Source organism: Flavobacterium sp. CF108 (assembly GCF_900129795.1).
Taxonomy (GTDB): domain Bacteria; phylum Bacteroidota; class Bacteroidia; order Flavobacteriales; family Flavobacteriaceae; genus Flavobacterium.
The window spans coordinates 111769-135327 of record NZ_FQWW01000002.1 but is presented as its reverse complement, the minus strand read 5'-3'; the positions used below and the strand labels follow the sequence as shown (position 1 = coordinate 135327).

19 protein-coding genes are annotated in these 23559 nt (G+C 34.0%); 9 read left to right on the top strand and 10 right to left on the bottom strand.

Annotated elements, in window-relative coordinates:
- The first annotated feature begins 108 nt into the window (after window positions 1-108).
- On the top strand, window positions 109-2484 hold the full coding sequence (gene pbpC / locus BUE10_RS05920) for a penicillin-binding protein 1C (RefSeq protein WP_073483269.1): 2376 nt from the start codon (window positions 109-111) through the stop codon (window positions 2482-2484).
- A gap of 310 nt (window positions 2485-2794) precedes the next feature.
- Here the strand turns inward: pbpC and BUE10_RS05915 are convergent, their stop codons facing one another.
- Both BUE10_RS05915 and BUE10_RS05910 read right to left on the bottom strand, forming a co-directional pair.
- Entirely contained in the window at window positions 2795-4339 is a 1545-nt protein-coding gene (locus BUE10_RS05915) for an Rne/Rng family ribonuclease (RefSeq protein WP_053470125.1), read from the bottom strand.
- Window positions 4340-4754: 415 nt separating this feature from the next.
- Window positions 4755-5045 carry an HU family DNA-binding protein gene (locus BUE10_RS05910; RefSeq protein WP_007805026.1) on the bottom strand — a complete coding sequence of 97 codons (291 nt, stop codon included), beginning with the start codon at window positions 5043-5045 and terminating at the stop codon, window positions 4755-4757.
- Window positions 5046-5184: 139 nt separating this feature from the next.
- Here BUE10_RS05910 and mutY point away from each other — a divergent pair, with 139 nt between their 5' ends.
- The 4 genes from mutY to gldD are packed head-to-tail and all read left to right on the top strand — an operon-like array spanning window position 5185 to window position 8588.
- Window positions 5185-6231, top strand: coding sequence for an A/G-specific adenine glycosylase (mutY, locus tag BUE10_RS05905; protein WP_073483267.1), 1047 nt, complete (start codon window positions 5185-5187; stop codon window positions 6229-6231).
- Window positions 6232-6267: 36 nt separating this feature from the next.
- Window positions 6268-6708, top strand: a complete 441-nt coding sequence (locus tag BUE10_RS05900; RefSeq protein WP_073483265.1) for a single-stranded DNA-binding protein — start codon at window positions 6268-6270, stop codon at window positions 6706-6708.
- Between the two features lie 23 nt (window positions 6709-6731).
- Entirely contained in the window at window positions 6732-8027 is a 1296-nt protein-coding gene (locus BUE10_RS05895) for a gliding motility-associated protein GldE (RefSeq protein WP_073483263.1), read from the top strand.
- Window positions 8028-8588 (top strand): gliding motility lipoprotein GldD, encoded by a 561-nt coding sequence (gldD, locus tag BUE10_RS05890; RefSeq protein WP_073483260.1) that lies wholly within the window; start codon window positions 8028-8030, stop codon window positions 8586-8588.
- Between the two features lie 58 nt (window positions 8589-8646).
- Here the strand turns inward: gldD and BUE10_RS05885 are convergent, their stop codons facing one another.
- Window positions 8647-9024 (bottom strand): heavy-metal-associated domain-containing protein, encoded by a 378-nt coding sequence (locus tag BUE10_RS05885; protein WP_073483258.1) that lies wholly within the window; start codon window positions 9022-9024, stop codon window positions 8647-8649.
- Between the two features lie 101 nt (window positions 9025-9125).
- Between BUE10_RS05885 and BUE10_RS05880 the strand changes: the two genes are divergently transcribed.
- Entirely contained in the window at window positions 9126-9992 is an 867-nt protein-coding gene (locus BUE10_RS05880; protein ID WP_073483255.1) for a DMT family transporter, read from the top strand.
- 283 nt (window positions 9993-10275) lie between these two features.
- On the opposite strand, the gene BUE10_RS05875 is transcribed toward BUE10_RS05880, so the two are convergent.
- Together BUE10_RS05875 and BUE10_RS05870 are read right to left on the bottom strand one after the other, a co-directional pair.
- A complete protein-coding gene (locus BUE10_RS05875) occupies window positions 10276-12324 on the bottom strand; it encodes a M16 family metallopeptidase (RefSeq protein ID WP_073483252.1) in 2049 nt (682 codons plus the stop codon).
- A 12-nt stretch (window positions 12325-12336) separates the two neighbouring features.
- On the bottom strand, window positions 12337-13659 hold the full coding sequence (locus BUE10_RS05870; protein ID WP_073483250.1) for a M16 family metallopeptidase: 1323 nt from the start codon (window positions 13657-13659) through the stop codon (window positions 12337-12339).
- Window positions 13660-13934: 275 nt separating this feature from the next.
- Here BUE10_RS05870 and rplU point away from each other — a divergent pair, with 275 nt between their 5' ends.
- Both rplU and rpmA read left to right on the top strand, forming a co-directional pair.
- On the top strand, window positions 13935-14375 hold the full coding sequence (gene rplU / locus BUE10_RS05865) for a 50S ribosomal protein L21 (RefSeq protein WP_053472561.1): 441 nt from the start codon (window positions 13935-13937) through the stop codon (window positions 14373-14375).
- Between the two features lie 24 nt (window positions 14376-14399).
- Window positions 14400-14660 (top strand): 50S ribosomal protein L27, encoded by a 261-nt coding sequence (gene rpmA, locus BUE10_RS05860; protein WP_012023622.1) that lies wholly within the window; start codon window positions 14400-14402, stop codon window positions 14658-14660.
- A gap of 392 nt (window positions 14661-15052) precedes the next feature.
- Here rpmA and BUE10_RS05855 read toward each other — a convergent pair whose 3' ends face one another.
- Window positions 15053-17809: an AsmA family protein gene (locus BUE10_RS05855; protein ID WP_073483248.1), complete on the bottom strand. Its 2757-nt coding sequence runs from the start codon at window positions 17807-17809 to the stop codon at window positions 15053-15055.
- 53 nt (window positions 17810-17862) lie between these two features.
- Complete coding sequence (locus BUE10_RS05850) at window positions 17863-18444, bottom strand: MiaE family protein (RefSeq protein WP_053472563.1); 582 nt, start codon at window positions 18442-18444, stop codon at window positions 17863-17865.
- A gap of 113 nt (window positions 18445-18557) precedes the next feature.
- Here BUE10_RS05850 and BUE10_RS05845 point away from each other — a divergent pair, with 113 nt between their 5' ends.
- Window positions 18558-19802 carry a glycosyltransferase gene (locus BUE10_RS05845; RefSeq protein ID WP_073483245.1) on the top strand — a complete coding sequence of 415 codons (1245 nt, stop codon included), beginning with the start codon at window positions 18558-18560 and terminating at the stop codon, window positions 19800-19802.
- Here BUE10_RS05845 and BUE10_RS05840 read toward each other — a convergent pair.
- From BUE10_RS05840 to BUE10_RS05830, 3 genes are all read right to left on the bottom strand, one after another.
- Window positions 19799-20674, bottom strand: coding sequence for a helix-turn-helix domain-containing protein (locus BUE10_RS05840; protein WP_083597978.1), 876 nt, complete (start codon window positions 20672-20674; stop codon window positions 19799-19801). The genes BUE10_RS05845 and BUE10_RS05840 overlap by 4 nt on opposite strands.
- A gap of 91 nt (window positions 20675-20765) precedes the next feature.
- Entirely contained in the window at window positions 20766-21305 is a 540-nt protein-coding gene (locus BUE10_RS05835; RefSeq protein ID WP_073483241.1) for a carboxymuconolactone decarboxylase family protein, read from the bottom strand.
- A 374-nt stretch (window positions 21306-21679) separates the two neighbouring features.
- Entirely contained in the window at window positions 21680-23527 is a 1848-nt protein-coding gene (locus BUE10_RS05830) for a hydrolase/aminopeptidase (protein WP_073483239.1), read from the bottom strand.
- Window positions 23528-23559: the final 32 nt, after the last annotated feature.

The following is a 23559-nucleotide window of genomic DNA, read 5'->3' as shown; positions in this document are numbered from 1 at the left end:
AACTTAAAAATATCTGTGTTAATCCGTTTCACCCGTAAAATCAGTGGGCAAAAAAACTTTGCGAACTTTGCGATAACTTAGCGTCTTTGCGGTTAAATAATCATTACGTTGAAAAATAAACTTATAGCGTTTTTCCAACGCATCATAAATTGGATTAAAAGAAATAAAATAAAGTCAGCAATTGCATTTGTGCTCTTGCTGATTTACTATTTTTCCCTTCCCCGAACTTTATTCAAAGAACCTTATTCAACCGTAATTGAAAGTAAAGAAGGCGAATTACTCGGAGCTAAAATTGCCCGCGACGGACAATGGCGTTTTCCGGCGCAAGACAGCGTTCCTGACAAATTCAAAAAATGTATTGTTTATTTTGAAGACGAGTATTTCTACAAACATCCGGGATTTAATCCGGGCGCAATGGTAAATGCCTTTAAGCAAAACCGAAAAGCGGGTAAAGTAGTTAGAGGAGGAAGTACTTTAACACAACAAGTAATCAGACTTTCCCGAAAAGGAAAAAACAGAACTTATTTTGAAAAGCTTATTGAAATTATTCTCGCAACTCGATTAGAATTAGGATATTCTAAAAATGAAATCCTTGAAATGTATGCTGCTCATGCGCCATTCGGAGGAAATGTCGTTGGACTCGAAATGGCTTCGTGGCGTTATTTTGGAGTGCAGTCGAATCAATTATCTTGGGCAGAAAATGCTGTTTTGGCGGTTTTACCAAATGCGCCAAGTTTAATTTATCCGGGAAAAAATCAGATAAAATTACTAAACAAACGAAACCGACTTTTACTGAAACTGCATCAGGAAGGAATAATTGACAAGCAGACGTACGAACTTTCGATAGAAGAACCTTTACCTCAAAAACCGTATGATCTCCCTCAAATTGCACCGCATTTATTGCAGAGAGTGGCAAAAAGTGAAGAAGGAACACGAGTAAAAACGACGATCGATCATGCCTTGCAAAATCGTGTAAATCAAATTGCAAGATATTATTACAATCAATACAAGCAGAATGAAGTTCATAATCTGGCAATTTTAGTAATTGATGTTCAGAACAGAAATGTAATGAGTTATGTTGGAAATTCTCCAACAGATAAAGATCATCAAAAAGATGTTGATATTATTGATGCTCCGCGAAGTACAGGAAGTATTTTGAAGCCGCTTTTATATGGTGCAATGCTTGACGACGGCGAATTATTGCCAAATACTTTAGTGGCTGATATTCCAACGCAGATTTCAGGATATACACCGCAAAATTTTAATCTCACTTTTGATGGGGCAGTTCCGGCGCATCGTGCTTTGTCACGTTCGTTGAATATTCCGGCAGTTTTAATGCTTCAGGAATTTACCGTAAATAAGTTTTATGAAGAACTGCAAAAATTCAAGTTAAAGGACATAAACAAAACTCCTGATCATTATGGTTTATCGCTTATTTTAGGCGGTGCCGAAAGTAATTTGTGGGATTTATGTCGAACGTATGCAAATCTTTCTTCTACGGTTAATTATTACACTAAAAACAACGGAAAATACAGAACAAATGAATTTACGGAACTGAATTATAAAAACGATTTTAAGCCCGATTTTGGATCAGAAACGAATCAAAAGAATATTTTGGGTGCGGGATCAATTTGGTTAACGTATAACGCAATGGAAGAAGTGAACAGGCCGGAAGGAGACGAAGCCTGGAAATTTTATGACAGTTCGTTGAAAATTGCCTGGAAAACGGGAACAAGTTTCGGAAATCGTGATGCGTGGGCTATTGGAACAAATTCCAGATATGTAGTAGGAATTTGGGTTGGAAATGCAACCGGAGAAGGAAGACCAACTTTAACCGGAGTTACAAGTGCTGCTCCAATTTTATTTGACGTTTTTAATTTACTGCCAAGGCAAAGATGGTTTGATATTCCGTATAAAGATTTAGAAGAAGTTGAGGTTTGTCGCTTAAGCGGCTATTTGGCAAAAGAAAATTGTCCGAAAATTAAACAATGGGTTTCTAAAAAAGGAAAATCTACGGCGGTTTGCCCGTATCATAAAACCATTCATTTAGATAAAACAGAACAATTTCAGGTAAACAGCAGCTGCGAAAGTATCGAAAATATAGTAACAAAAAACTGGTTTGTACTGCCTCCTATAATGGCTTGGTATTACAAAAGCCAGCATATCGAATATCTGCCTCTGCCGCCATTTAAGGAAGGATGCGAAGGAACACAAACTAAAACAATGGATTTTATTTATCCAAAAGCAAACAGCAAAATCTATTTAACTAAAGATTTTAATAGTAAAGTACAGCCCGTAATTTTAAAAGTAGCTTATTCTGAAAGGGATAAAGAATTATTTTGGTACGTTGATGATGTTTATAAAGCTACCACAAAAACCTTTCACGAACTGCCAATTACACCAACAACAGGAATACATTATATTACAATTGTAGATGCTTCCGGAAACGAAATTAGACGAAAAATTGAAATTGTTAGAGAGTAAAATTTTAAAGATAAATCTCAAATTCTAAAAATCGTTTCGTTATAAAGCAATTGTGTGTCAGGCTGAGCGAAGTCGAAGCCCGCGTGCCAATTGGAGTGCCCTTCGACTTCGTTCAGGGTGACATTAGTATTCAAAATAACTTATTAAATATAGTTTTGAACATAAATTTTCGCCACGAATTACACAAATTAGTACAAATTAATTCGTGTTCATTCGTGTTCATTCGTGTAATTCGTAGCGAAAAGATTGCTTCGTTTCTCGCAATGACGCACAAAAAAACCGCCAGTCTCACGAAAGGCGGTTTTGATTTTTATTCTGAAATAACATTTCCTTTTTTATCATAGAAATGGTATTCTAAGTACGTGTAAGCGTCACGAGGTATGATTTTCACCCATTTCTTATGTTCAAAAAACCATTTTGAACGTAATGATGGAAAACCTTTGCTGAGGTATGCAGCCACAAACGGATGTGTATTAAGCACAACTTTATTGTGGGTTTTTAAAAGTCTTTCTAAGTCAGAGGTGATCTTGTCAATTATTAATATTGGCGCTTCAATTTCACCATTAACTTTATTTGGATCTTCTTCTCTAGTTTTTATATTAACTTCTGGTCTTACTCGCTGTCTTGTAATCTGGACTAAACCAAATTTACTCGGCGGTAATATTTTATGCTTTGCTTTATCGTCGCTCATTTCTTCTCGCAAGAAGTCGAACAAAACTTTCCTGTTTTCTGGATTAGACATATCGATAAAATCAACTACGATAATTCCGCCCATATCTCTCAGACGAAGTTGTCTGGCGATTTCTGCAGCAGCAATCATATTCACTTCCATGGCGGTGTCTTCCTGGTTGGTAGCTTTATTCGAACGGTTTCCGCTGTTTACGTCTATAACGTGAAGAGCTTCAGTGTGTTCGATGATAAGGTAAGCCCCTTTACTCATAGAAACGGTTCTGCCAAAAGAAGTTTTGATTTGTCTCTCTATATTGTATTTCTCAAAAATTGGAGTGTCATTTGATTGATAAAACTTAACAATCGATTGTTTCGAAGGTGCAATTTCTTGCAGATATTCCTTCGTTTGGTGGAACAACTCTTCATCATCTATTTGAATACCGCTGAAGGTATCATTAAATACATCTCTTAATATTGAAGAAGCTCGGTTAAGCTCTCCTAATACTTTTGATGGATGATGAGCAGTTGGTAATTTTTTACACATTGCAGACCATCTGCCAAGCAGGTTCTGCAAATCTTTTTCTAATTCGGCTACGTTTTTGCCTTCGGCTACTGTACGAACAATAACACCAAATCCTTTAGGTTTGATCGATAGAACAAGTTTTTTTAGACGATCCTTTTCTTTTTTGTCTTCTATTTTTTGAGAAATAGAAACACGGTCAGAAAAAGGAACTAGAACAATAAATCTTCCGGCAAGAGAAAGCTCAGCACTTATTCTTGGACCTTTGGTCGATATAGGTTCTTTAACTACTTGAACTAAAACAGATTGATTGGCACTTAAAATATCAGTAATGATGCCATCTTTGTCAATCTCTTTTTCAAACTGAAAGGTTTTTAGGGAGAAATCTTTTATTTTACCTGCGCTTACAAGTTTTATGAATTTCAGCTGAGAAGCTAAGTTTGGTCCTAAATCGTGATAATGTAAAAAGGCATCTTTTTCGAAGCCTACATTTACAAAAGCAGCATTAAGTCCGGCAACTGGTTTTCTGATTTTGGCAATAAAAATATCACCAACCTGAAAGTTGCTTTTCTCTTCTTCTTTGTGTAATTCAATTAGTTTTCCATCTTTTAATAAGGCAAAATCTACGGCTTCAGAACTAGATCTAATGATTAATTCTTTATTCACACTGTAAATTTTTATCTGTTTTTTCAGAAAATAGAATATAGAGAGAAGAGTATAGACTTAATAAAAAATCTAAAATCTGGAATCTAAAATCTAAAATCTTATCTACAGATGGATTAAACAATATTTTAACAGGTATTGAACCCGGGAGGGAAAGTTAAATTTCAATTTTTAAATTCCAAACTCCAATTAAATCAATATTGATTTCTTAATTTTTGGATTTTGGATTTTCTTTTTTGGAATTTTTGAAATTTCCCAAATTTCAATGAACGTTTAAAAAGAAAAAAGTAGTTTAAAACTACTTTTTCTTTTTGTGACGGTTAGCTCTCGCTCTTTTCTTACGTTTGTGAGTAGCTACCTTATGTCTCTTTCTTTTTTTACCACTTGGCATATCGTGTCAGATTTATGTTAATTAATATTATTTTGCTTCGTTGTTAGTTTTAACTCCTTCTACAAATACTTTTGCAGGTTTAAACGCAGGGATGTTGTGTGCTGGAATTTTGATTGTAGTGTTTTTTGAGATGTTTCTACCAGTTTTTTCAGCTCTGGTTTTTACAATAAAACTACCAAAACCTCTTAGGTAAACATTGTCTCCTGTTTCTAAAGAAGTTTTTACTTCTTCCATAAAAGTTTCTACTGTTGCTTGAACATCTCCTTTTTCAAGACCTAATTTCTCTGAAATTTTCGCTACGATATCTGCTTTCGTCATTTTCTTTCCTATTTTATTTATAAATGGTGTACTATTTTTTTGAGTTTGCAAATATAGGAATTAAAAAAATAATTAATCAAGCTAATTCGTTAAATTTTAATTACATAAACATTTACTTTTGCATTTTAAGGATTTAACGATGAATTTTTATAACACGCTGATAAAATGGTATTTACAAAACAAACGTGACCTTCCATGGCGAAAAACGGCCGATCCGTACCAAATTTGGCTCTCAGAAATTATGCTGCAGCAAACAAGAGTCGCGCAAGGAATGCCTTACTTTTTTGCTTTTACAGAGGAATTTCCTACAATTTTTGATCTTGCAAATGCATCTGAAGAACAAGTTTTAAAACTTTGGCAGGGATTAGGATATTATTCTCGCGCAAGAAATCTTCATAAAACAGCAAAATACGTCGCAGAGGACCTAAACGGAAGTTTTCCTCCTTCTTATAAGGAACTTTTAAATTTAAAAGGCGTTGGCGAATATACTGCCGCGGCAATTGCATCTTTCTCCTATAATGAAGCCGTTCCGGTTGTAGACGGAAATGTATTTCGTGTACTTTCCCGTTATTTTGATATAGAATCTGATATTGCACTTCCTGCGACAAAAAAAGAATTTACAAAACTGGCTTACGAATTAATGCCAAAAGATAACCCGGCAATCTTCAATCAGGCGATAATGGAGTTTGGTGCCCTGCAATGTGTTCCTAAAAGCCCTAATTGTTCTGAATGCGTTTTTAATGATAGCTGTTTAGCGTTGCAAAAAAAGAAAGTCGATTCTCTGCCTGTAAAGTCTAAAAAAGTAAAAGTGACAAACCGTTTCTTTAATTATTTGGTTTTAGAAGATATTTTGGGAAACACTATTATTCAAAAAAGAACTGCAAAAGGAATCTGGCATAACTTATATGAGTTTCCTCTTTTTGAAAGCAGTGAAATTGCAGGTTTTAACACTATTTCAGCAATAGCACAAAATGATATGTTTTCTTCCTATACTATATTAGGTATAGAAGAATGCAGCGAAGCGACCGTAATTCATAAGCTTTCGCACCAGCATCTTCATATTCAATTTTGGAAAATAAAAATTAATCAAGTGCTCGAAAACGGAATTGATTTGAAAACTTTAAAAAGTTTTCCTTTTCCAATTGTATTGTATAATTTTATAGAAAAGCAAGAAATAAATTGCTAAAAAAATGTATCTTTGGTAGAAATACCACTATTAATTATGAATGGAACATTAAATAAGGTTATGCTTATTGGTCATTTAGGCGATGATGTAAAAATGCATTATTTTGATGGAGGGAACTGTATTGGACGCTTTCAGCTTGCTACCAATGAGGTTTATATTAACAAAACGACCAATGAAAAAATAACATCTACAGAGTGGCATAATTTGGTTGTGCGTAATAAAGCTGCCGAAATATGCGAAAAATACCTTTCTAAAGGGGATAAAATATATGTTGAAGGCCGTATTAAATCTAGGCAATGGCAGGCTGAAGATGGTACGACAAAATATACAACAGAAATTCAGGTTACAGAATTTACTTTTCTGACTACCAAAAAAGAAACTGGAAATCATAAGCCAAGCCACGATCAGGAACCAGCAAAAAATACTAATTTTGATGCACCAAACGAAGGCTTGCCCATTAATGATCTGCCTTTTTGATTGTTTAACTAATCTTATGTAATTTGGACCCGGAGCCCAGTTTATTATTTACCACAATTTTAGACACCAATTTAATCATTGGTTTTGTCGGAATATTTATTTTGCTGTTTCTTTCAGCAATTGTTTCAGGTGCCGAAGTTGCACTTTTTTCTTTGTCTCAAAAAGATATTGACGACACCCTTCAGGAGAACCTTTCAAAAGGAAAAATTATTTCTGATCTTTTAGATAAACCCAAAAAACTTTTAGCGACCTTATTAGTGGCCAATAATTTTTTAAATATTGGAGTCGTTATTCTGTTCTCTTTCATTGGCAGAAACATTTTTGCAGGAGTTGAATCGCCTGTTTTAAAATTTATTTTAGAAGTAATTCTCGTTACTTTCCTGATTTTATTATTTGCAGAAGTTTTGCCAAAAGTTTACGCCAGCCGAAACAATATAAAATTTGCCAAACGTTTCGCTTATTCCATTTCTATTTTAGATAAATTACTATCACCAATAAGCTTGCCCATGCGCAGTCTTACTTTATATTTGCATAATAAATTAGGAAAACAAAAAAACAGCTTTTCGATAAATCAGCTTTCTCAAGCTTTAGAATTAACAGATTCTGAAGGAACATCAACAGAAGAGCAAAAAATATTAGAAGGAATTGTTTCTTTTGGAAATACAGATACAAAGCAGGTTATGAGTCCGAGGATTGATATATTTGCTTTAGAAATTACAGAATCATTTTCGGCCATTTGCCCTAAAATAATCGAGAAAGGATTTTCGAGAATTCCGGTTTATCGAGATAATATTGACCAGATAGAAGGCGTTTTGTTTGTTAAGGATTTATTACCGCATATTGACAAAGATAATTTTGGCTGGGCAACCTTAATAAGAGAAGCATTTTTTGTTCCCGAAAATAAAAAACTGGATAATCTATTAAAGGATTTCCAAAGCCTTAAAAGTCACCTCGCAATTGTGGTTGATGAATATGGCGGAACATCAGGTTTAGTTTCTTTAGAAGATATAATCGAAGAAATAGTAGGGGATATCAGCGATGAATTTGATGATGAAAATTTGAATTTCTCTCAAATCGATGAAAAGAATTTTCTTTTTGAAGGAAAAATAAATCTTAAAGATTTTTATAGAATTGTCGATGTCGACGAAGATATATTTGAATCTCATAAAGGCGAAGCCGAAACACTGGCCGGATTTATTTTAGAAATCCTGGGAAATTTCCCTAAAAAAGATCAAAAAATAGCTTTTGAAAACTGTGTTTTTACAATAGAAACCGTTGATAAAAAGCGTGTAAAACAAATAAAAGTAACAATAGAATAAATGTTTAAAAGAATAATTTCGGTTGCGGTAATTTTGCTCACATTAACAGTTGTAAGCTGTAAAGACGACGTTTTGCCAAAACCTGCAAGTTTCCTTAGGTTAGATTATCCAGAAGCCAAATATGTCAATTTTGAAAACAATTGTCCGTTTGCTTTCCAGATGAATGAAGATGCCGTTATTAAAGGTGAAAAAGACTGCGGATTTGCAATCACATATCCAAAGATGAAAGCTACGATTTATTTAACCTATAAACCTGTTCACGGCGATATTGAAAAGCTTTTAAAAGATGCTCAAAAACTAACTTACGAACACGTTATTAAAGCCGATGATATTTTAGAACAACCGTATTTAAACGCTGAAAAGAAAGTATACGGAATGTTTTATCAAGTGGATGGAAATGCAGCTACAAACTCTCAATTTTACGTTACAGACAGTACAAAGCATTTTATAACCGGATCGGTTTATTTTTATGCAAAACCAAATTTTGATTCTGTAATGCCGGCCGCGAGTTATATCAAAAATGATATGCAGCGATTGATGGAAACATTAAAATGGAAATAAGAAATAAAATAAAAGGCGTTCAAATTTGAACGCCTTTTTTTATGGAGAAATTTTAAACTTAAGATTTAAAATTCGAAACTTTATATGTTTTTCCGTCTCCGGTTTCTTCAACAATTTTAGCTAAAGACTGAAGGTTTTGAACCGTTTTGTCGAATGTAACAGTTGCTAATTTTTTATCAAAATCAACAGTTGCTTTTTCTACACCTTCTAAATTAGATAATTCCGTTTCAATAGTTTTAGCACATCCAACTGCGCAAGTCATTCCTTCGATATTGAAACTTGCCGTTTGTACGTTTTCGGCAGCAATTTGTTTGTGTTCTTTTGGCGTAGTTTTTTCAGCATTTATTACTGCTAAACTTTTATCTTCTTCTTTTTTACAGCTTACGAATACTAAACCAGCAATTGCTAATGAAGCTATGATTTTTGTGAATTTCATATTATAAGAATTTAATTTACTAATAATGTTCTTTGCAAAATTAGTAAAAATGAAGAGGCTAATTCGTAAAAATAGTACAAATTTGCAGTAAAATACTTTTTATGGATGCAAAACAATTAAAGTGGGCTTACTTGTTAGTATTGTCCTTAATTTGGGGAAGTTCTTTTATTTTAATTAAAAGAGGATTAGTAGGTTTAACCGCAGTTCAAGTTGGATCTTTCCGAATTATTTTTGCGGCCCTTTTTTTATTGATTGTTGGTTTTAAAAGCTTAAAAAAGATTTCTCGCCGCCAATGGAAATTTGTTGCGATAACTTCTTTTTTCGGAACTTTTACTCCGGCTTTTCTTTTTGCTATTGCCGAAACCGAAGTTGACAGCTCAATTGTAGCCATTTTAAATTCGCTTACGCCTTTAAATACCTTAGTTTTAGGAATACTTATTTTCGGAATCCAATTTCAAAAGCGACAGGTTTTAGGAGTTTTTGTTGGTTTAATTGGATGTTTATTACTGGTTTTAAGCGGAGCAGCATCGCATCCGGGACAGAATTATTATTATGTTATTTTGGTTGTTATTGCGACACTTAGCTATGCAATAAATGTCAATTTAATCAAGAAATATTTATCCGATTTAAACTCGCTTAGCATCACAACAGGAAATTTTGCCATATTACTTATTCCGGCGCTGCTCATTTTAAGTACAACCGATATTCCTCAAAGAATAAATCTTGAAGCAACACATCATTCGATTTTCTTCGTAATGATTTTAGGTATTTTAGGAACCGGAATTGCTAATGTTTTGTTCTTTAAATTAATTCAGATTTCATCTCCGGTTTTTGCAACTTCTGTGACTTATTTAATTCCAATTGTTGCTTTTTTCTGGGGATTATTAGATAACGAAATGCTTACGCCAATTCAGTTTTTTGGTGCTTTTATTATTTTAATTGGGGTTTATTTATCGGCTAAGAAATAAAAATAGTTATCAAGATTTAGTTTGTCACCCAGAGCGATCCCGAGGCTTTGGGAGAAGGGCGTGCCAATTGGAACGGGGCTTCGACTTCGCTCAGCCTGACAAAACAATGCATGGTAAATTATTTGCATGTCACCCTGAGCGAAGTCGAAGGGCGCAAAGAGCGTCGACTTCGCTTAGCCTGACAGAACAGAGCGTAAAAAAAAAGCTTTGTCAAAGTTTTAAACTTTGACAAAGCCTATGAGAAAAAATCTTAGAACCTTAGTATCTCAGAATCTCAGAACCTTTAAAGAAAGTCTGCCTCCGAAACTCCTTCATTAATCTTAATATCCGTCATTTTGATATCTAATTCAAAGCCTACATTTTGGACTAAATTAAAAGGAACTTTTACACCTTTTACTTCTCTGTAATCGTTGAAGTTTGTGATTTGTGTAACCGATTTTCCGTCTTGTTCACGAAGTTTTGATTTTGCAACTTTCAATCCAGATTTTACATCATAATAATGAGTTGTGTTGCCGTCTTTTATAGCATACGCATCACTTCCGTTAACTGGTTCAATGCTGTCTACTTTAAGGTCTGTTCTTTTTACTAATTGTAATTCTTCAAAAGGAGCCGCATTTGCTTTCATTTCTTTAAGATCATCGCCTTCAAGATTTTTACGTTTTCCTTGCTGTTCAATATAAGCACCTTTATCATTTACAACCTGTTTCATTAAATTCATAGTTCCCATAGAAAGAGAAATCATCATTTTTCCTTTAGAATCCAGTTTTGAAGTAAAAGTTAACGGAGCCGGAGCTTGAGGAACTTTTGTTGTTCCGTCCATATAAAGTGTTTTTACGGCAGTTACCGCTTTTTCTCCGCCAATGGCTTTGATGTAATTTTCGAAAACAGTTTTTGCTGTAATTCCTGCTGGAGCATCTTTTTTAACAGCTGGTTTTTCAATTGGATTTCCGTATTTATCAAAATAATAAATCGGAATTTGAAGTTTTTCTAAACCAGAAATCACATCAGAACCTTTTCCAACAACAACAATTCGCATGTTGTCAAGTAAAAAATATTTGTTTGCCACACGATAAATGTCATCAGCAGTTACATTTGTGATTGTCTGAATGTATTTTTCGTAGAAATCAGCCGGAAGTTTTTCTGTTTCAATGTTTAAAGCATAACGTGCCACAGCCTGCGGTTTTTCAACCTGCATTACAAAACGGCCAATATATCCTGCTTTTACATTTCTTAAAACCTCAGGATCTACTCTTTCAGTACGAACTCTTTTGATTTCTTTTATAAACTGAACAACAGCGCTGTCTGTTACCGCATTACGAACCGCAGATGAAGCCTTGAATTTGGTTACATATTTTCCGCTTCCAATGCTTGAATTTGCACCATAAGTCCACGCATGCTGCTCGCGTAAATTCATGTTTAAATAACTATTGAAATCACCTCCCAAAATTTGATTTGCAATAACAGCAGGGAAAAAATCAGGATCACTCATTTTTAAATTTATAGTATTTACCAACGAAATCTCTGATTGAACCGCATTTGGAACATCTACAAAATCAATTTGAAGTTTAGATGCATTTTCCGGATTTGGATAGGTGTTTTTTGGAGCAGCTTGTTTCTTCCATCCGCCAAAAAGTTTTTCTACAGCTGCTTTTGTTTCTTTGAATTTTACGTCGCCGATAACAACTAAATAAGCATTTTCCGGAACGAAATAAGTGGCGTAATTTTTTTGAACATCTTCAAGTGTTACATTTTTTACAGTTTCTTCAGAAAGGTATTCTCCGTTTGGATGATTTCTTCCAAAAGCTAAAACGTCAACAACACGATTTGCAATTGCCGGAACACTTTTTTCATCGGCTTTAAGCCCTTCTAATAATTTTGCTTTTTCTTTGTCAAATTCAGTCTGCGTGAAATTTGGCTGTAAAGCGCCTTCGGCTAAAAGCTCTAAAACGCGTCCAGAATATTTAGATAATGAGCTTGCAAAAGCACCTTGCGATGTAAAATTGATGTTTGCACCATAAAAATCAATTTCTTCATTAAAAGCTTCTTTCGAGGTTTTTTTAGTTCCGTTACCAATTAAACTGCTGGTTAATTCGTCAACACCTTTTTTGTTTCCTTCTGTAAAAGGGGCATTGTCCAGCGTAAGGTTAAAACTTACTCTGGGTAATTTATGGTTTTCGACAACCAGAACTTTCATACCGTTTGCCAAAACAAAGGTTTGAGGTTTTTTAATATTAACTACAGGCGGGTTTCCTGGTTTTGGTTGTGGACGATCTTGTGCTTGCATAATTCCAGTTAGGAATAAAATGATTAAAAATGTATATAAATTTTTCATGATTCGATATTCTTAGTTCTGAGATTTTGGGGTAGGAATGTAATCTAAAATTAATCGCTGGTTAGGATTTAGATACTTCTTAGCTACTTCTCTAATTTCTTCTCTTGTAATAGAATGGTAAATATCAATTTCGGTATTAATTAAATTTACATCTCCGTAAAGTAAATAATACGAAGCCAGGTTTTCTGCAATTCCTTCTACGCTTGCATTTGCATTCACAAAATTGTTATCGAATTTGTTTTGTAATTTTTCGTAATCTTTCTCAGAAATCAAATCGGTTTGAAGCTTTACGATTTCTTCATCCATTTCTTTTAAAATATCGGCTGTAGTATTTGGCGCCATTGGCAATCCATATAAAATATAGGTTCCGTAATCTTCCTGACTAAAACCAACGGCACCAATTTGAAGCGCCATTTTTTTATCGTCGACAATTTTTTTGTATAATTTAGAACTTTTTCCGTCGCTTAAATAAGATGAAATTAAATCTAAAACCCTAGCGTCTCTTGTTTTCATAGACGGCGTTCTGTATGAAGCCACAACCATCGGAATCTGAATGTTCGGATCTTCGTAAGTTGCTTTAATGGTCTGTGTAATTGGTTCTTCGGTAAAAGTTTGTTTTTTAACATCTTCACCTTTCGGAATTGGCCCAAAATATTTCTGAACCCATTCTTTAGCTTTCGTTTTATCAAAATCTCCTGCAATTACTAAAACCGCATTATTTGGCGTATAGAATTTTTTATTGAAGGCCTGAAATTCTTCAAGAGTTGCTGCATCCAAATCTTTCATAGAGCCAATTGTAGTCCAGCGATACGGATGATTTTTAAACATATTTTTTTTAACCTCCGGAAGAATGTTTCCGTAAGGCTGATTGTCGTAACGCATCCTTTTTTCTTCTTTTACCACTTCATTTTGCGTGTCAACACCAATTTTATTGATAATTGGGTGCATTAATCTTTCCGATTCCATCCATAAACCCAATTCTAAATTGTTTGATGGAAAAACTTCATAATAATACGTTCTGTCGTCAGAAGTATTAGCATTGTTAACGCCTCCATTTGCGGTAACGATTTTCATCCATTCGCCGCGTTTTATATTTTGAGTTCCTTCAAATAATAAATGTTCGAAGAAATGTGCAAAACCTGTACGATCCGGACGTTCGTCTTTTGAACCAACATGATACATTACAGAGGTAATAACCACGGGTGCCGAAGGATCGTTATGCAGAATAACATGCATGCCGTTATCTAAATTGTATTCTTCAAAAGCCACCTTTTGAGCATGAGCTACTCCGCCAAGCATTAGTGCTGCACTTAACATCATTATTGAATTTTTCATAAAGATTAATAAATTTAAATACCTACTAAAATAGTAGGTAGTCAAGAATTGATTATAGTTACATCAAAAATAACTTTTTTTAATTATCATTTAGAGGTTTATCTTTGTTTTGATTGCAATTTAACAATCTTTTACCTCTAATTGAGGATGAAGTTCTTTTAAAAAGCCTTGAAAAACAACGATTAAACTGCTTAAAATATTTTTACTATAAGAGATTGCACAGTAAATTTTTAGTTGTATATTTGCAACCTTAAAAATCAATAAATCAATTTGGTATGTATGCAATCGTAGAGATAGCAGGGCAACAATTTAAAGTAAGCAAAGACTTAAAGGTTTATGTTCACCGTTTAGCTAATGAAGAAGGTTCAAAAGTTTCTTTTGACAAAGTTCTTTTATTAGATGATAACGGAAATGTAACTTTAGGCGCCCCAGCTATAGAAGGTGCTTCAGTAGAAGCTAAAGTGTTACAACACTTAAAAGGTGATAAAGTTATCGTTTTCAAAAAGAAAAGAAGAAAAGGATACAAAAAAAGAAATGGTCACAGACAATATCTTACACAAATTGTAATTGAAGGTATTACTGCAGCAGGAGGAACTAAAAAAGCAGCAGCTAAAAAAGCGGTTGTAGCAGAAGAAGCAGCTACTGAAGAAGTAGAAGCTCCTAAAGTGAAAAAAGCAGCAGCTCCAAAGGCAAAAAAAGAAGCTACTAAAGAATAATAACAATATTTAAACTCATACGTCATGGCTCACAAGAAAGGTGTCGGTAGTTCGAAGAATGGTAGAGAATCAGAATCAAAACGTTTAGGCGTTAAGATTTATGGTGGACAAGCTGCTATTGCGGGGAACATCATCGTTAGACAAAGAGGTTCAAAACACAATCCAGGTGAAAATGTTTACATTAGTAAAGATCACACACTACACGCAAGAGTAGCTGGAGTTGTTAAGTTCCAAAAGAAAAGAGATAACAAATCTTATGTTTCTATTATTCCTTTCGAGGCATAATAATTAAAGATTTACTTTTTATAAAAAACCCGTTCTGAAAAGATCGGGTTTTTTGTTTTTAGTCATTGCGAGGAACGAAGCAATCTCACGTGCTAAATCAATTACTGATCATTGTTAGTGCGGTTGCTTCGTTCCTCGCAATGACAAGATTTGGTTTTTATTGTCAAGTTTGATAAACGTAAAGCAGATCTGACAGGTTTTTAAAACCTGTCAGGTCTAACTAGCATTGTCGAATTTCTTTATAGAGTTTCTTGTAGAGATTGCTTCGTTCCTCGCAATGACAAGATTGTAAAAAAAAAACTTTGTCAAAGTTTTAAACTTTGACAAAGGTCTATAAGATTTATTCTAAGCTAATAAGTCAGCAACAATTGGAATTTGAAAAATTGAAATTTCTATTCAGTGTCCTTTGTCTCCTCCAAATCCTCAGTTTTACGTCCCACTTTTACTTTAGGATTATCCTGAGTTCCAGTAACAGTTAACGGAATTCCGAATATTCCCAATGGAGGTAAACCTAAACGCATTTTTAAATTCAATTTTCCGTCTAAGCTTGTTGTTCCTTCAATTCTTGGTCTAAAGCCCGCAAACTTAAATTTAAAGCGTTCTACGGTCATAATATTGTTTTTGATCGTGCTTTTGATGTCTACTTTTGAAACATCAGGGTTTTTCATCGATTCAGAACTTGTTTGTTTGCTTACCGCATTAAACATTTTTAATCCTCGTACTTTTACATCTTTTACAGAAAGTACTCCACCGCCAACAAGCGAAGGATAAACAGGTTCCATCTTTCCGTTTAAGCGTCCTTTTAATTGGTAATCTAGGGAGACAATTCCTTGTGCTTTTTCGGCTGCACTTGCCATTTTTCTAAAAACCTCTATTTCATTGTATGCTCTTTTAATATCAAAGTCTGATGCTTTTATAGCGTAATCAAAATTTGCTTTTTGCGGCGTTACGGCCTGATAATTTGCATTCATAGCAACCTTACAGCCAATTAAATCAAATCCTGTATTTTGCATCGTCAATTTACCTTTGTTCATGGTTAAATGACCTGTTGCGTTTTGAAGATTTAACTTGTCGAAATTTACTTTTTGGGCATTTGCCAATAATTGTAAATTCAGGTTTGTTGGAATAATAATAACGCCGGTTTGTGCAGCTTCGGTTTTTGTTTCTGGTTTTGGAGCTGCATTTTTTGTTACAGAAGCATCAGCAGATGTATTCGACATAAATTCATCTACATTGATATATCGAGCCGAAACATTAAAAGAGCCTTTTAAAACCCCTGTATTTGTAGTTACATAGTTGAAAACATTCTGTAGATAACCATTCATTTTAAAATCAGATTGCCCGTAAGCGGCCAGGAAATTATTGAATGACATTTTATCCTGATTGATTTTGAAAATCCCTTCTTTGATAATGAATTTTTTAGGCAGATATTCTGATGCAATCCCAATGTTTCTTAACTCAAGCGTTCCTTTGTTGTACAATTTGCTGTAATTCCCTTTTTCGGCATCGCTTTGTTTTCCTTTCAAAACCAAATCTGCTTTTACGAAACCGTCCAGATCTAATCCTTTTTGAGAAAATACTTTATAGATTCTGTTTACATCTAATTCTCCTTTTGCTTTAATATCATAAGCTAAATCATTAAAATCACTCAAATCAGCTTCTACAAAAACAGGTTTTCCTTCAAAAGTAAATTGAGCAGGTTTTAGCTTTATTTTTAAATCGTCAAAAGTTCCTTTTTGATTGTCGATTTTAGATTTTATGGTAATATTGGTAATTGGGTTTGGATAATATTTTGTTTTCACATATCCATTTTCTAAATCAAAAACACCTTTTGTAACAGGGAAAAGTTTATTTTTTTGATCAAATTTCCCGTTTGCCTGAATATCTCCGGCTAAAGAACCTTTTAATTCTACATCTGGAATTCCAAGAGCTTTTGTTAGTTTGCTAAGATCAATTTTAGCTTTAAAATCGGCATTGATTTCTGGTGTGTTTGCACCTTTTACAAAGAATTTAGATTTTATATAATCCTTGTTAATACTTAAGGATAAGTTTTTAGCATCAACCGTTAAAAGATCAGGGTTTAAAGACGGAACTTTTGTTTTAACTTCAAAATTTAAATTAGAAACCGGAAACGCACTTTTGTTATAATTCACAAATCCGTTGTCGATTTTTACGTCAAGATTCAAATCTGGAGCAATATTCTGCGAGGTAATATAATCTCCTTTTAAAGTAAAAAGTAAAGTCGTATTTCCTTTTAATTCTGTTTTAGAAAGCCATGTAATGTATTTTGGCGGAAAAGCTGTAAATACATCGTACAAATCGCTGTTATCAGATTTAATTACAAAATCCATATTGTAACCATCTTTTAAAATATCGAATTTCCCTTTAAAATCGACTAAAAGCTGATTGATTTTTAAGTTATTCTGCTGGAAGAAAAAGGATAACGAGTTGATGTTTACTTTGGTAATTAAATCGGCATCAATTTTTTTATTCATTAAATACGGCTCATCTTCATAGATGATATTTAATTTTTCAATTTTTGCTTTTGAAGATAAATCGAAAACCGCCTTGTTCAAATCACCTTTTCCTAAATAATTAAAGCCTAAAGCATCAAAATGAACTTTTGTTGATTTGTCATCATAGATAATTTTACTGTTTAAAATCTCAATTTTTTCTAGTTTTAAAGCAGTATCTGTGCTGTCTTTTTTTTCCGTGGCTTTAGCCTGCGATTTGTAAATGTTGTAATTTGCTTCTCCGTTTGGATTTACTTTTACATTGATAAACGAATCTGACAAATAAATCTGGTCAATTTTTACCGATTTACTAAAAATCAAACTAGCTACATTTATTCCAAAAGAAACCTCTTTTGCCGTAATGAATTTTTCGTTTTTGTATGGCGCTGAACCGTTAAGACTCAAATTGTCTAAAGTTAAAGTCAGTGACGGAAAATGACGGAAAAACGAAACCGAAACATCAGAATAATTCAATTCTGCGCTTAGTCTTTCGTTGGCTGTTTTCTTGATCTGTTCTTTGATCTGATCTTCAAAAACGATTGGCGTTAAAAATAATAATGCTAAAATAACAGCGAAAGTTATCCCTAAATACTTCGCAATTTTGAATACGATTGATCTGGATTTACTTTTTTGCATAGCAATTTGTGGTGTTTAAATAAAAAAAATAGAGTAAAAAAAAGGAGTATAATTTATCCGTGAACGGTTTCTGATTTACCATAATTGGTAATGATAGAACCTTCATATTCAATCCATTCTTTCCATCGTTTATCGATGTCGATATTGTCCTGGTATTTTCTGGCAAATCCTAAAAAAGTAGTATAATGTCCGGCTTCAGAAATCATTAAATCGCGGTAGAATTTAGCTAATTCTTCGTCTTTTATGTTTTCAGAAAGTACTTTAAAACGCTCACAGCTTCGGGCTTCAATCATGGCTGAAAATAATAAACGGTCGCAAAGTGCATCGCGTCGGCTGCCGTCCTTTTTCATGAATTTAAAAAGCTCATTTACATAATGGTCTTTTCGTTCGCGTCCTAAAGTAAGACCGCGTTTTTTTATAACATCATGAACCATTTGTAAATGCTCCAGTTCTTCGCGGGCAATTACAAGCATTTCGGTTACTAATTCTTCTAATTCAGAGTTGTAAGTCACAATACTGATTGCGTTTGAGGCTGCTTTTTGTTCGCACCATGCATGATCAGTTAAAATTTCTTCAATATTTGACTCGACGATATTGACCCAGCGAGGGTCTGTAGCTAATTTTAATCCCAACATAATTTCCCAGCATTTAATTCTTGCAAAATTAGTGATTTTTATTACTAAAAGTCAGGAAATGTCGTGCGATTGCGCTCAAAAAAGCATTATTTTGTATGTTAAAATAAATAACGATGAATCAGATAAAAAAACTTCTCATAATTGGGTTTGTCTGGCCTGAGCCAAATTCTTCTGCTGCAGGCGGAAGGATGATGCAGTTAATTTCTATTTTCAAACAAAATGGATTTGAAATTACATTTGTAAGTGCGGCTTTAGACAGCGATTTTATGGTTGATTTATCTGAATTTGGAGTTGCCAAAAAAAGTATCGAACTCAATTCTGCCAGTTTTGATGATTTTATAACTGAATTAAATCCAGATGTTGTTTTGTTTGATCGTTTTATGATCGAGGAACAATTTGGCTGGCGCGTCACAGAAAACTGCCCAAAAGCAATTCGAATTTTAGATACCGAAGATTTACATTGTCTGCGAACGGCGCGCCAAAAAGCTTTTAAAGAAAATCGAAATTTTGAAATAGTAGATTTATTTTCTGAAGAAGTAGCAAAACGAGAAATCGCCAGTATTTTAAGATGTGATTTATCTCTGATTATTTCTGAATTTGAAATGAATATGCTGCAAGATGTTTTCAGAATAAATAAAGATTTGCTTTTCTATCTTCCTTTTTTGGTTGATAAATTATCTGAGAATGATCTTTCGAAATTACCTTCATTTGAAGATCGCAAGAATTTTGTTTTCATTGGAAATTTTCTTCACGAACCCAATTGGAATACGGTTCAATATTTAAAAGAAGCGATTTGGCCTTCAATAAAAAAAGATTTTCCGGAAGCTGTTTTAGAAGTTTATGGCGCTTATCCGTCGCAAAAAGTATTGCAATTGCATCAGTCTAAAAATGGATTTTTTATTATGGGAAGGGCAGAAGATGCAAATGAAGTGGTGAAAAAAGCACGAGTTGTTTTGGCGCCAATTCGTTTTGGAGCTGGTTTAAAAGGAAAATTATTAGAAGCGATGCAATGCGGAACGCCAAGTGTAACCACTTCAATTGGTTCAGAAGCGATGCATGCCAATTTACCCTGGAACGGATTTGTTGAAGATGATGCATCTCAATTTGCTAAAAAAGCAATTGAACTTTATCAGGATGAAAATCTTTGGAAAGAATCTCAAAAAAACGGCATTGTCATTATTAATGAATGTTATCAGAAGGATAAATATTCAGATGAATTAGTGTCTTTTGTAAATTCATTGTTGGTGGATTCCAAAAGTCATCGTCTTCATAATTTTATGGGGAATTTATTGCAGCATCACGCTTATAAAAGCGCGATGTATATGTCAAAATGGATTGAAGCTAAGAATAAAAATTAAGCTTCCATTTTTCCAAAACCTACCGTTTCACGATAAATTTGCGGCGAAACATCAGCATTTGTTTTAAAAAATCGGCTAAAATAATGTTCGTCGTCATAACCTAATTCATAAGCGATTTCTTTTACCGTTTTGTTGGTCATATACAATTCTCTTTTGGCTTCAATAATAATTCTTTCGGCAATTAAATCGGTTAAGGTTTTGTTGAAATAATTCTTGGATAATTTTGCCAATGCTTTAGGCGAAATGTTCAATAAATCGGCATAATTTCCGGCCGAATGTTTGGTTTTGAAGTTGAGTTCAATGGCATCTTTTAAATTTTGAAGAATCACAGGTTCTTTTGAATCCGGAACGGATTTCATTTCTTCTAATTGTTCATTTTTTAATCGGGAAGCTGTTATCAAAAAGATTTTTAAATAGGAAATAAGCAATTCGTATTGTGCCAATTCTGCATTTTGAATTTCCGTTTTCATTTGATCTAAAACCATTGTAAAAGTCTGTGCCGCTTGTTCTGTAATTTTCGTATAAGGCGGCTGATAAACGTTGTTGAATAAAACGCCGTTGCAGGAAACTTCTTTTTGGTGCATGTGTATGCAGTAAAAGTCAGGGTGAAAATGAATCGCAATTCCTTCAATTGGTTCGTTTACGCAAAGCATAAAAGGCTGATAAGGGGAAAAGGCGAGGAGTGAGTTTTCTTCAAATTGATGTTCAGCAAAATCGGCTTTTACTTTGCCTTTTCCTTTGGTAACCCAAATTAGAGAGAAATAATTGTTTCGCTGTAAATGATCAAAATGGCTGTTGCCATCAAACGGCAGCAGTTTAAAAGCTAGATTTCCATTTTGCGGATTAATTAAAGTGAAAACATTCTGACTCATGATTTGCTGTGGTTTTTAGAAATATAAAGATAGTCATGAATTGAATTCACAACTATCTTTATAAATTGTTTTTTGTTTGAATTTTTTGAAATTATAGGCTTGAAACCTCTGGGAAATCGATTTGTGTATTTGCAGTATTGTTGAAATAGTTTGTTAAAACGTTCAATGCTACGTGCGCTACAGTTTCTGCAATTTCAGCATCAGAAACTCCTACATTTTTAGCTTTGTTTACATCTTCATCACTTACTAATCCATTTTTGCTGATTAATGTTTTGGCTAATTGTAAAATAGCTTCTGTTTTAGCATCTGCTGAATTTCCTTTTCTCGCATCTTGTAAAACTTGTGCGTCTGTTTTTAATAGTTTTCCGCCAATAAAAGTATGAGCTGCCACACAGTAATCACATGAATTGCTTTCTGAAACTGCCAAGGCAATTAATTCTCCTGTTTTTGCACTTAATTTTCCGTGGCTTAATGCACCGCTAAAGTTTAAATATCCTTCCAAAACTGCTGGTGAATTTCCCATTGTTCTCATCATGTTTGGAACTACGCCTAATTTTGATTGTACTGCGTTGAATAAATCTTTAGTTTTTCCTGTTACTTCGTCTGGGTTTAATGCTGTTAATCGTGTCATTTTATTTAATTTTTTATGTTATTTATTAGTTGTTGTCTTTTGACATTACAAAGGTGCGACGATTGCAGATTTTAGAACATGGAGAATGTACACTATGTGATGGACAATTTTCCCTGAGGTGTTTTTTTGAATAAAAAAATCCCCGATTACACATCGTAATCGGGGATTTGAATAAGTATGCTTTTATCCCAGAGGGATTATATATCGGTAGAAAAAGAATATTACGCATTAAAGTCATTTGTCCCGTCAGGGACTAAACGGATTCTATATAATGTGTAGTCCCTGACGGGACAATGGAAACGATCGCAATTTTTTTTCTACCGATATGTAATCCCTTCGGGATATAAATTGTACACGGAATTCGTGGTTATTTTTTATTTCAAAATGCCTTCAACTGCTTGAATAGTTGTTGCATGATAACCGGATTTTGCTTTTTCGAAAATTTGATTTGCCCAAACTTTTCCTTCAGGTGTTTTAACCATTTCTTTATAAAGCATCATTACAGAACCTGTTCTGCTGATTCCGATTAAAAATTGCTCGATTGCAGGATAAGCAGGTTTGTATTGGTGAATTAGTGCCTGAACAAACCATTGACGTTTAATGATGAAATTGCCTCCTTTTGTAAAGTTGAATTCACTATCAATTGCTTCCATTTCTTTTGCTGTAATATCAGTAGGAAGATGATCTATAAAATGCTGTTTTTCGGCTGTAGTTGTAATTTTTTTACTTAAACCTGTAACACCAGTTTCTCTCCAGCTTTTTTGAATTTTATCGATAGCATCAAAATCTACTGAGCTTACGGGAAGAATATTTGATGGGATTCCCGGTTTGTAAATCCAGTCTTCTAATTTAATTTTATTGGCTAATGCTTTATCTCCTTTAATAAGGTTTTCGTTTAAATATTTCACGAAATCTTCTGTAGTAATTGATTTGAAAGCATGTGAATCAAAATAATTCTTAATGAACGGATCAAATTTATCACGTCCAACAGCGTTTTCGATAACTCTTAAAAATGAATATCCTTTTACGTAAGGAATTTGACTAATTCCGTCGTCAGGGTTTCTTCCTGTCAGCGAAACTTTAAGTCTTGTATCTGGGCTTGTATCTCCATATTCTGCTACATTATCAACCAATTCTTTGTTTGTGATAACGTTTTGCATTTCAAATTCTTTCTTTCCGAAAATAGCTTCTCCAATGCGGTGTTCTACATAAGTTGTAAAACCTTCGTTTAACCAAATATCGTCCCAAGTTGCATTTGTAACTAAATTTCCGCTCCAGCTGTGACCTAATTCGTGGGCTAATAAACTAGTTAAAGAACGATCTCCAGCGATAACGCCCGGAGTTAAAAATGTTAGGTTTGGATTTTCCATTCCCCCGTAAGGAAAACTTGGAGGTAAAACCAAAACATCATAACGTCCCCAACGGTATGGACCGTACAATTTTTCGGCGGCGACAACCATATTTCCAAGTTCAGCAAATTCCCAAGCCGATTTTTTCAGCATTGATGGTTCTGCGTAAACTCCGGTTCTGTTGTCGATTGCTTGAAATTCAATATCTCCAACGGCAATTGCCATTAAATAAGATGGAATTGCTTTGTCTTGTTTGAAAGTATAAACTCCGGTATCATTTTTCTTCTGAGGATTTACGGCGCTCATTACCGCTAATAAATCTTTAGGAACAGTAACTTTTGCATTGTATGTAAAACGAATTCCCGGTGAATCCTGACATGGAATCCATGTTCTTGACCAAACGCTTTCTCCCTGAGAAAAAAGGAAAGGTTTCTTCTTATCTGCAGTTTGTGCCGGTAAAAGCCATTGTAACGCAACAGCATCTTTAGTTGTGCTGTAGTAAATGTTTACTTTGGTTGTATTTGGTTCAATTGTAATGTGAAGAGGTTTTCCGTGAAATTCGACGTCTTTTCCAAGTTCAAATTTGGTTTCTTTTTCGTCGTCACCTAAAGTTACTTTGGTAATGTTTAGCGTGTTTTCGTCGAAAATAATTTCATTTCCTTTGCTGATGTTGTCAATTGTCCACGAAGCTTTTCCTGAAATAGTCTGTGTGTCAAAATCAACTTTAATGTCAAGATCAAGGTGTTTAACTACAGCAAGTTCTGGTTTAGAATAACTGTGTTCATCAACAACGCTGGTTGGTTTTTCTGTTTGTTCTTTTTTCTGGCAGGCTATTGCTGTAAGAAACAAGATTAGAAAGGTTAGTTTTTTCATTTTATGAAGTATTGAATTTGAGGAGGAAAATT

What these genes read in the sequence shown, in the direction of transcription:
- BUE10_RS05910 (WP_007805026.1), bottom strand. Translation starts at nt 5,045, where the DNA reads ATGACGAAAGCAGATATCGTAGCGAAAATTTCAGAGAAATTAGGTCTT.
- mutY (WP_073483267.1), top strand. Translation starts at nt 5,185, where the DNA reads ATGAATTTTTATAACACGCTGATAAAATGGTATTTACAAAACAAACGT.
- BUE10_RS05885 (WP_073483258.1), bottom strand. Translation starts at nt 9,024, where the DNA reads ATGAAATTCACAAAAATCATAGCTTCATTAGCAATTGCTGGTTTAGTA.
- rpmA (WP_012023622.1), top strand. Translation starts at nt 14,400, where the DNA reads ATGGCTCACAAGAAAGGTGTCGGTAGTTCGAAGAATGGTAGAGAATCA.
- rplU (WP_053472561.1), top strand. Translation starts at nt 13,935, where the DNA reads ATGTATGCAATCGTAGAGATAGCAGGGCAACAATTTAAAGTAAGCAAA.
- BUE10_RS05875 (WP_073483252.1), bottom strand. Translation starts at nt 12,324, where the DNA reads ATGAAAAATTTATATACATTTTTAATCATTTTATTCCTAACTGGAATT.
- BUE10_RS05900 (WP_073483265.1), top strand. Translation starts at nt 6,268, where the DNA reads ATGAATGGAACATTAAATAAGGTTATGCTTATTGGTCATTTAGGCGAT.
- BUE10_RS05850 (WP_053472563.1), bottom strand. Translation starts at nt 18,444, where the DNA reads ATGTTGGGATTAAAATTAGCTACAGACCCTCGCTGGGTCAATATCGTC.
- gldD (WP_073483260.1), top strand. Translation starts at nt 8,028, where the DNA reads ATGTTTAAAAGAATAATTTCGGTTGCGGTAATTTTGCTCACATTAACA.
- BUE10_RS05845 (WP_073483245.1), top strand. Translation starts at nt 18,558, where the DNA reads ATGAATCAGATAAAAAAACTTCTCATAATTGGGTTTGTCTGGCCTGAG.
- BUE10_RS05835 (WP_073483241.1), bottom strand. Translation starts at nt 21,305, where the DNA reads ATGACACGATTAACAGCATTAAACCCAGACGAAGTAACAGGAAAAACT.
- BUE10_RS05840 (WP_083597978.1), bottom strand. Translation starts at nt 20,674, where the DNA reads ATGAGTCAGAATGTTTTCACTTTAATTAATCCGCAAAATGGAAATCTA.
- BUE10_RS05830 (WP_073483239.1), bottom strand. Translation starts at nt 23,527, where the DNA reads ATGAAAAAACTAACCTTTCTAATCTTGTTTCTTACAGCAATAGCCTGC.
- BUE10_RS05870 (WP_073483250.1), bottom strand. Translation starts at nt 13,659, where the DNA reads ATGAAAAATTCAATAATGATGTTAAGTGCAGCACTAATGCTTGGCGGA.
- BUE10_RS05880 (WP_073483255.1), top strand. Translation starts at nt 9,126, where the DNA reads ATGGATGCAAAACAATTAAAGTGGGCTTACTTGTTAGTATTGTCCTTA.
- BUE10_RS05855 (WP_073483248.1), bottom strand. Translation starts at nt 17,809, where the DNA reads ATGCAAAAAAGTAAATCCAGATCAATCGTATTCAAAATTGCGAAGTAT.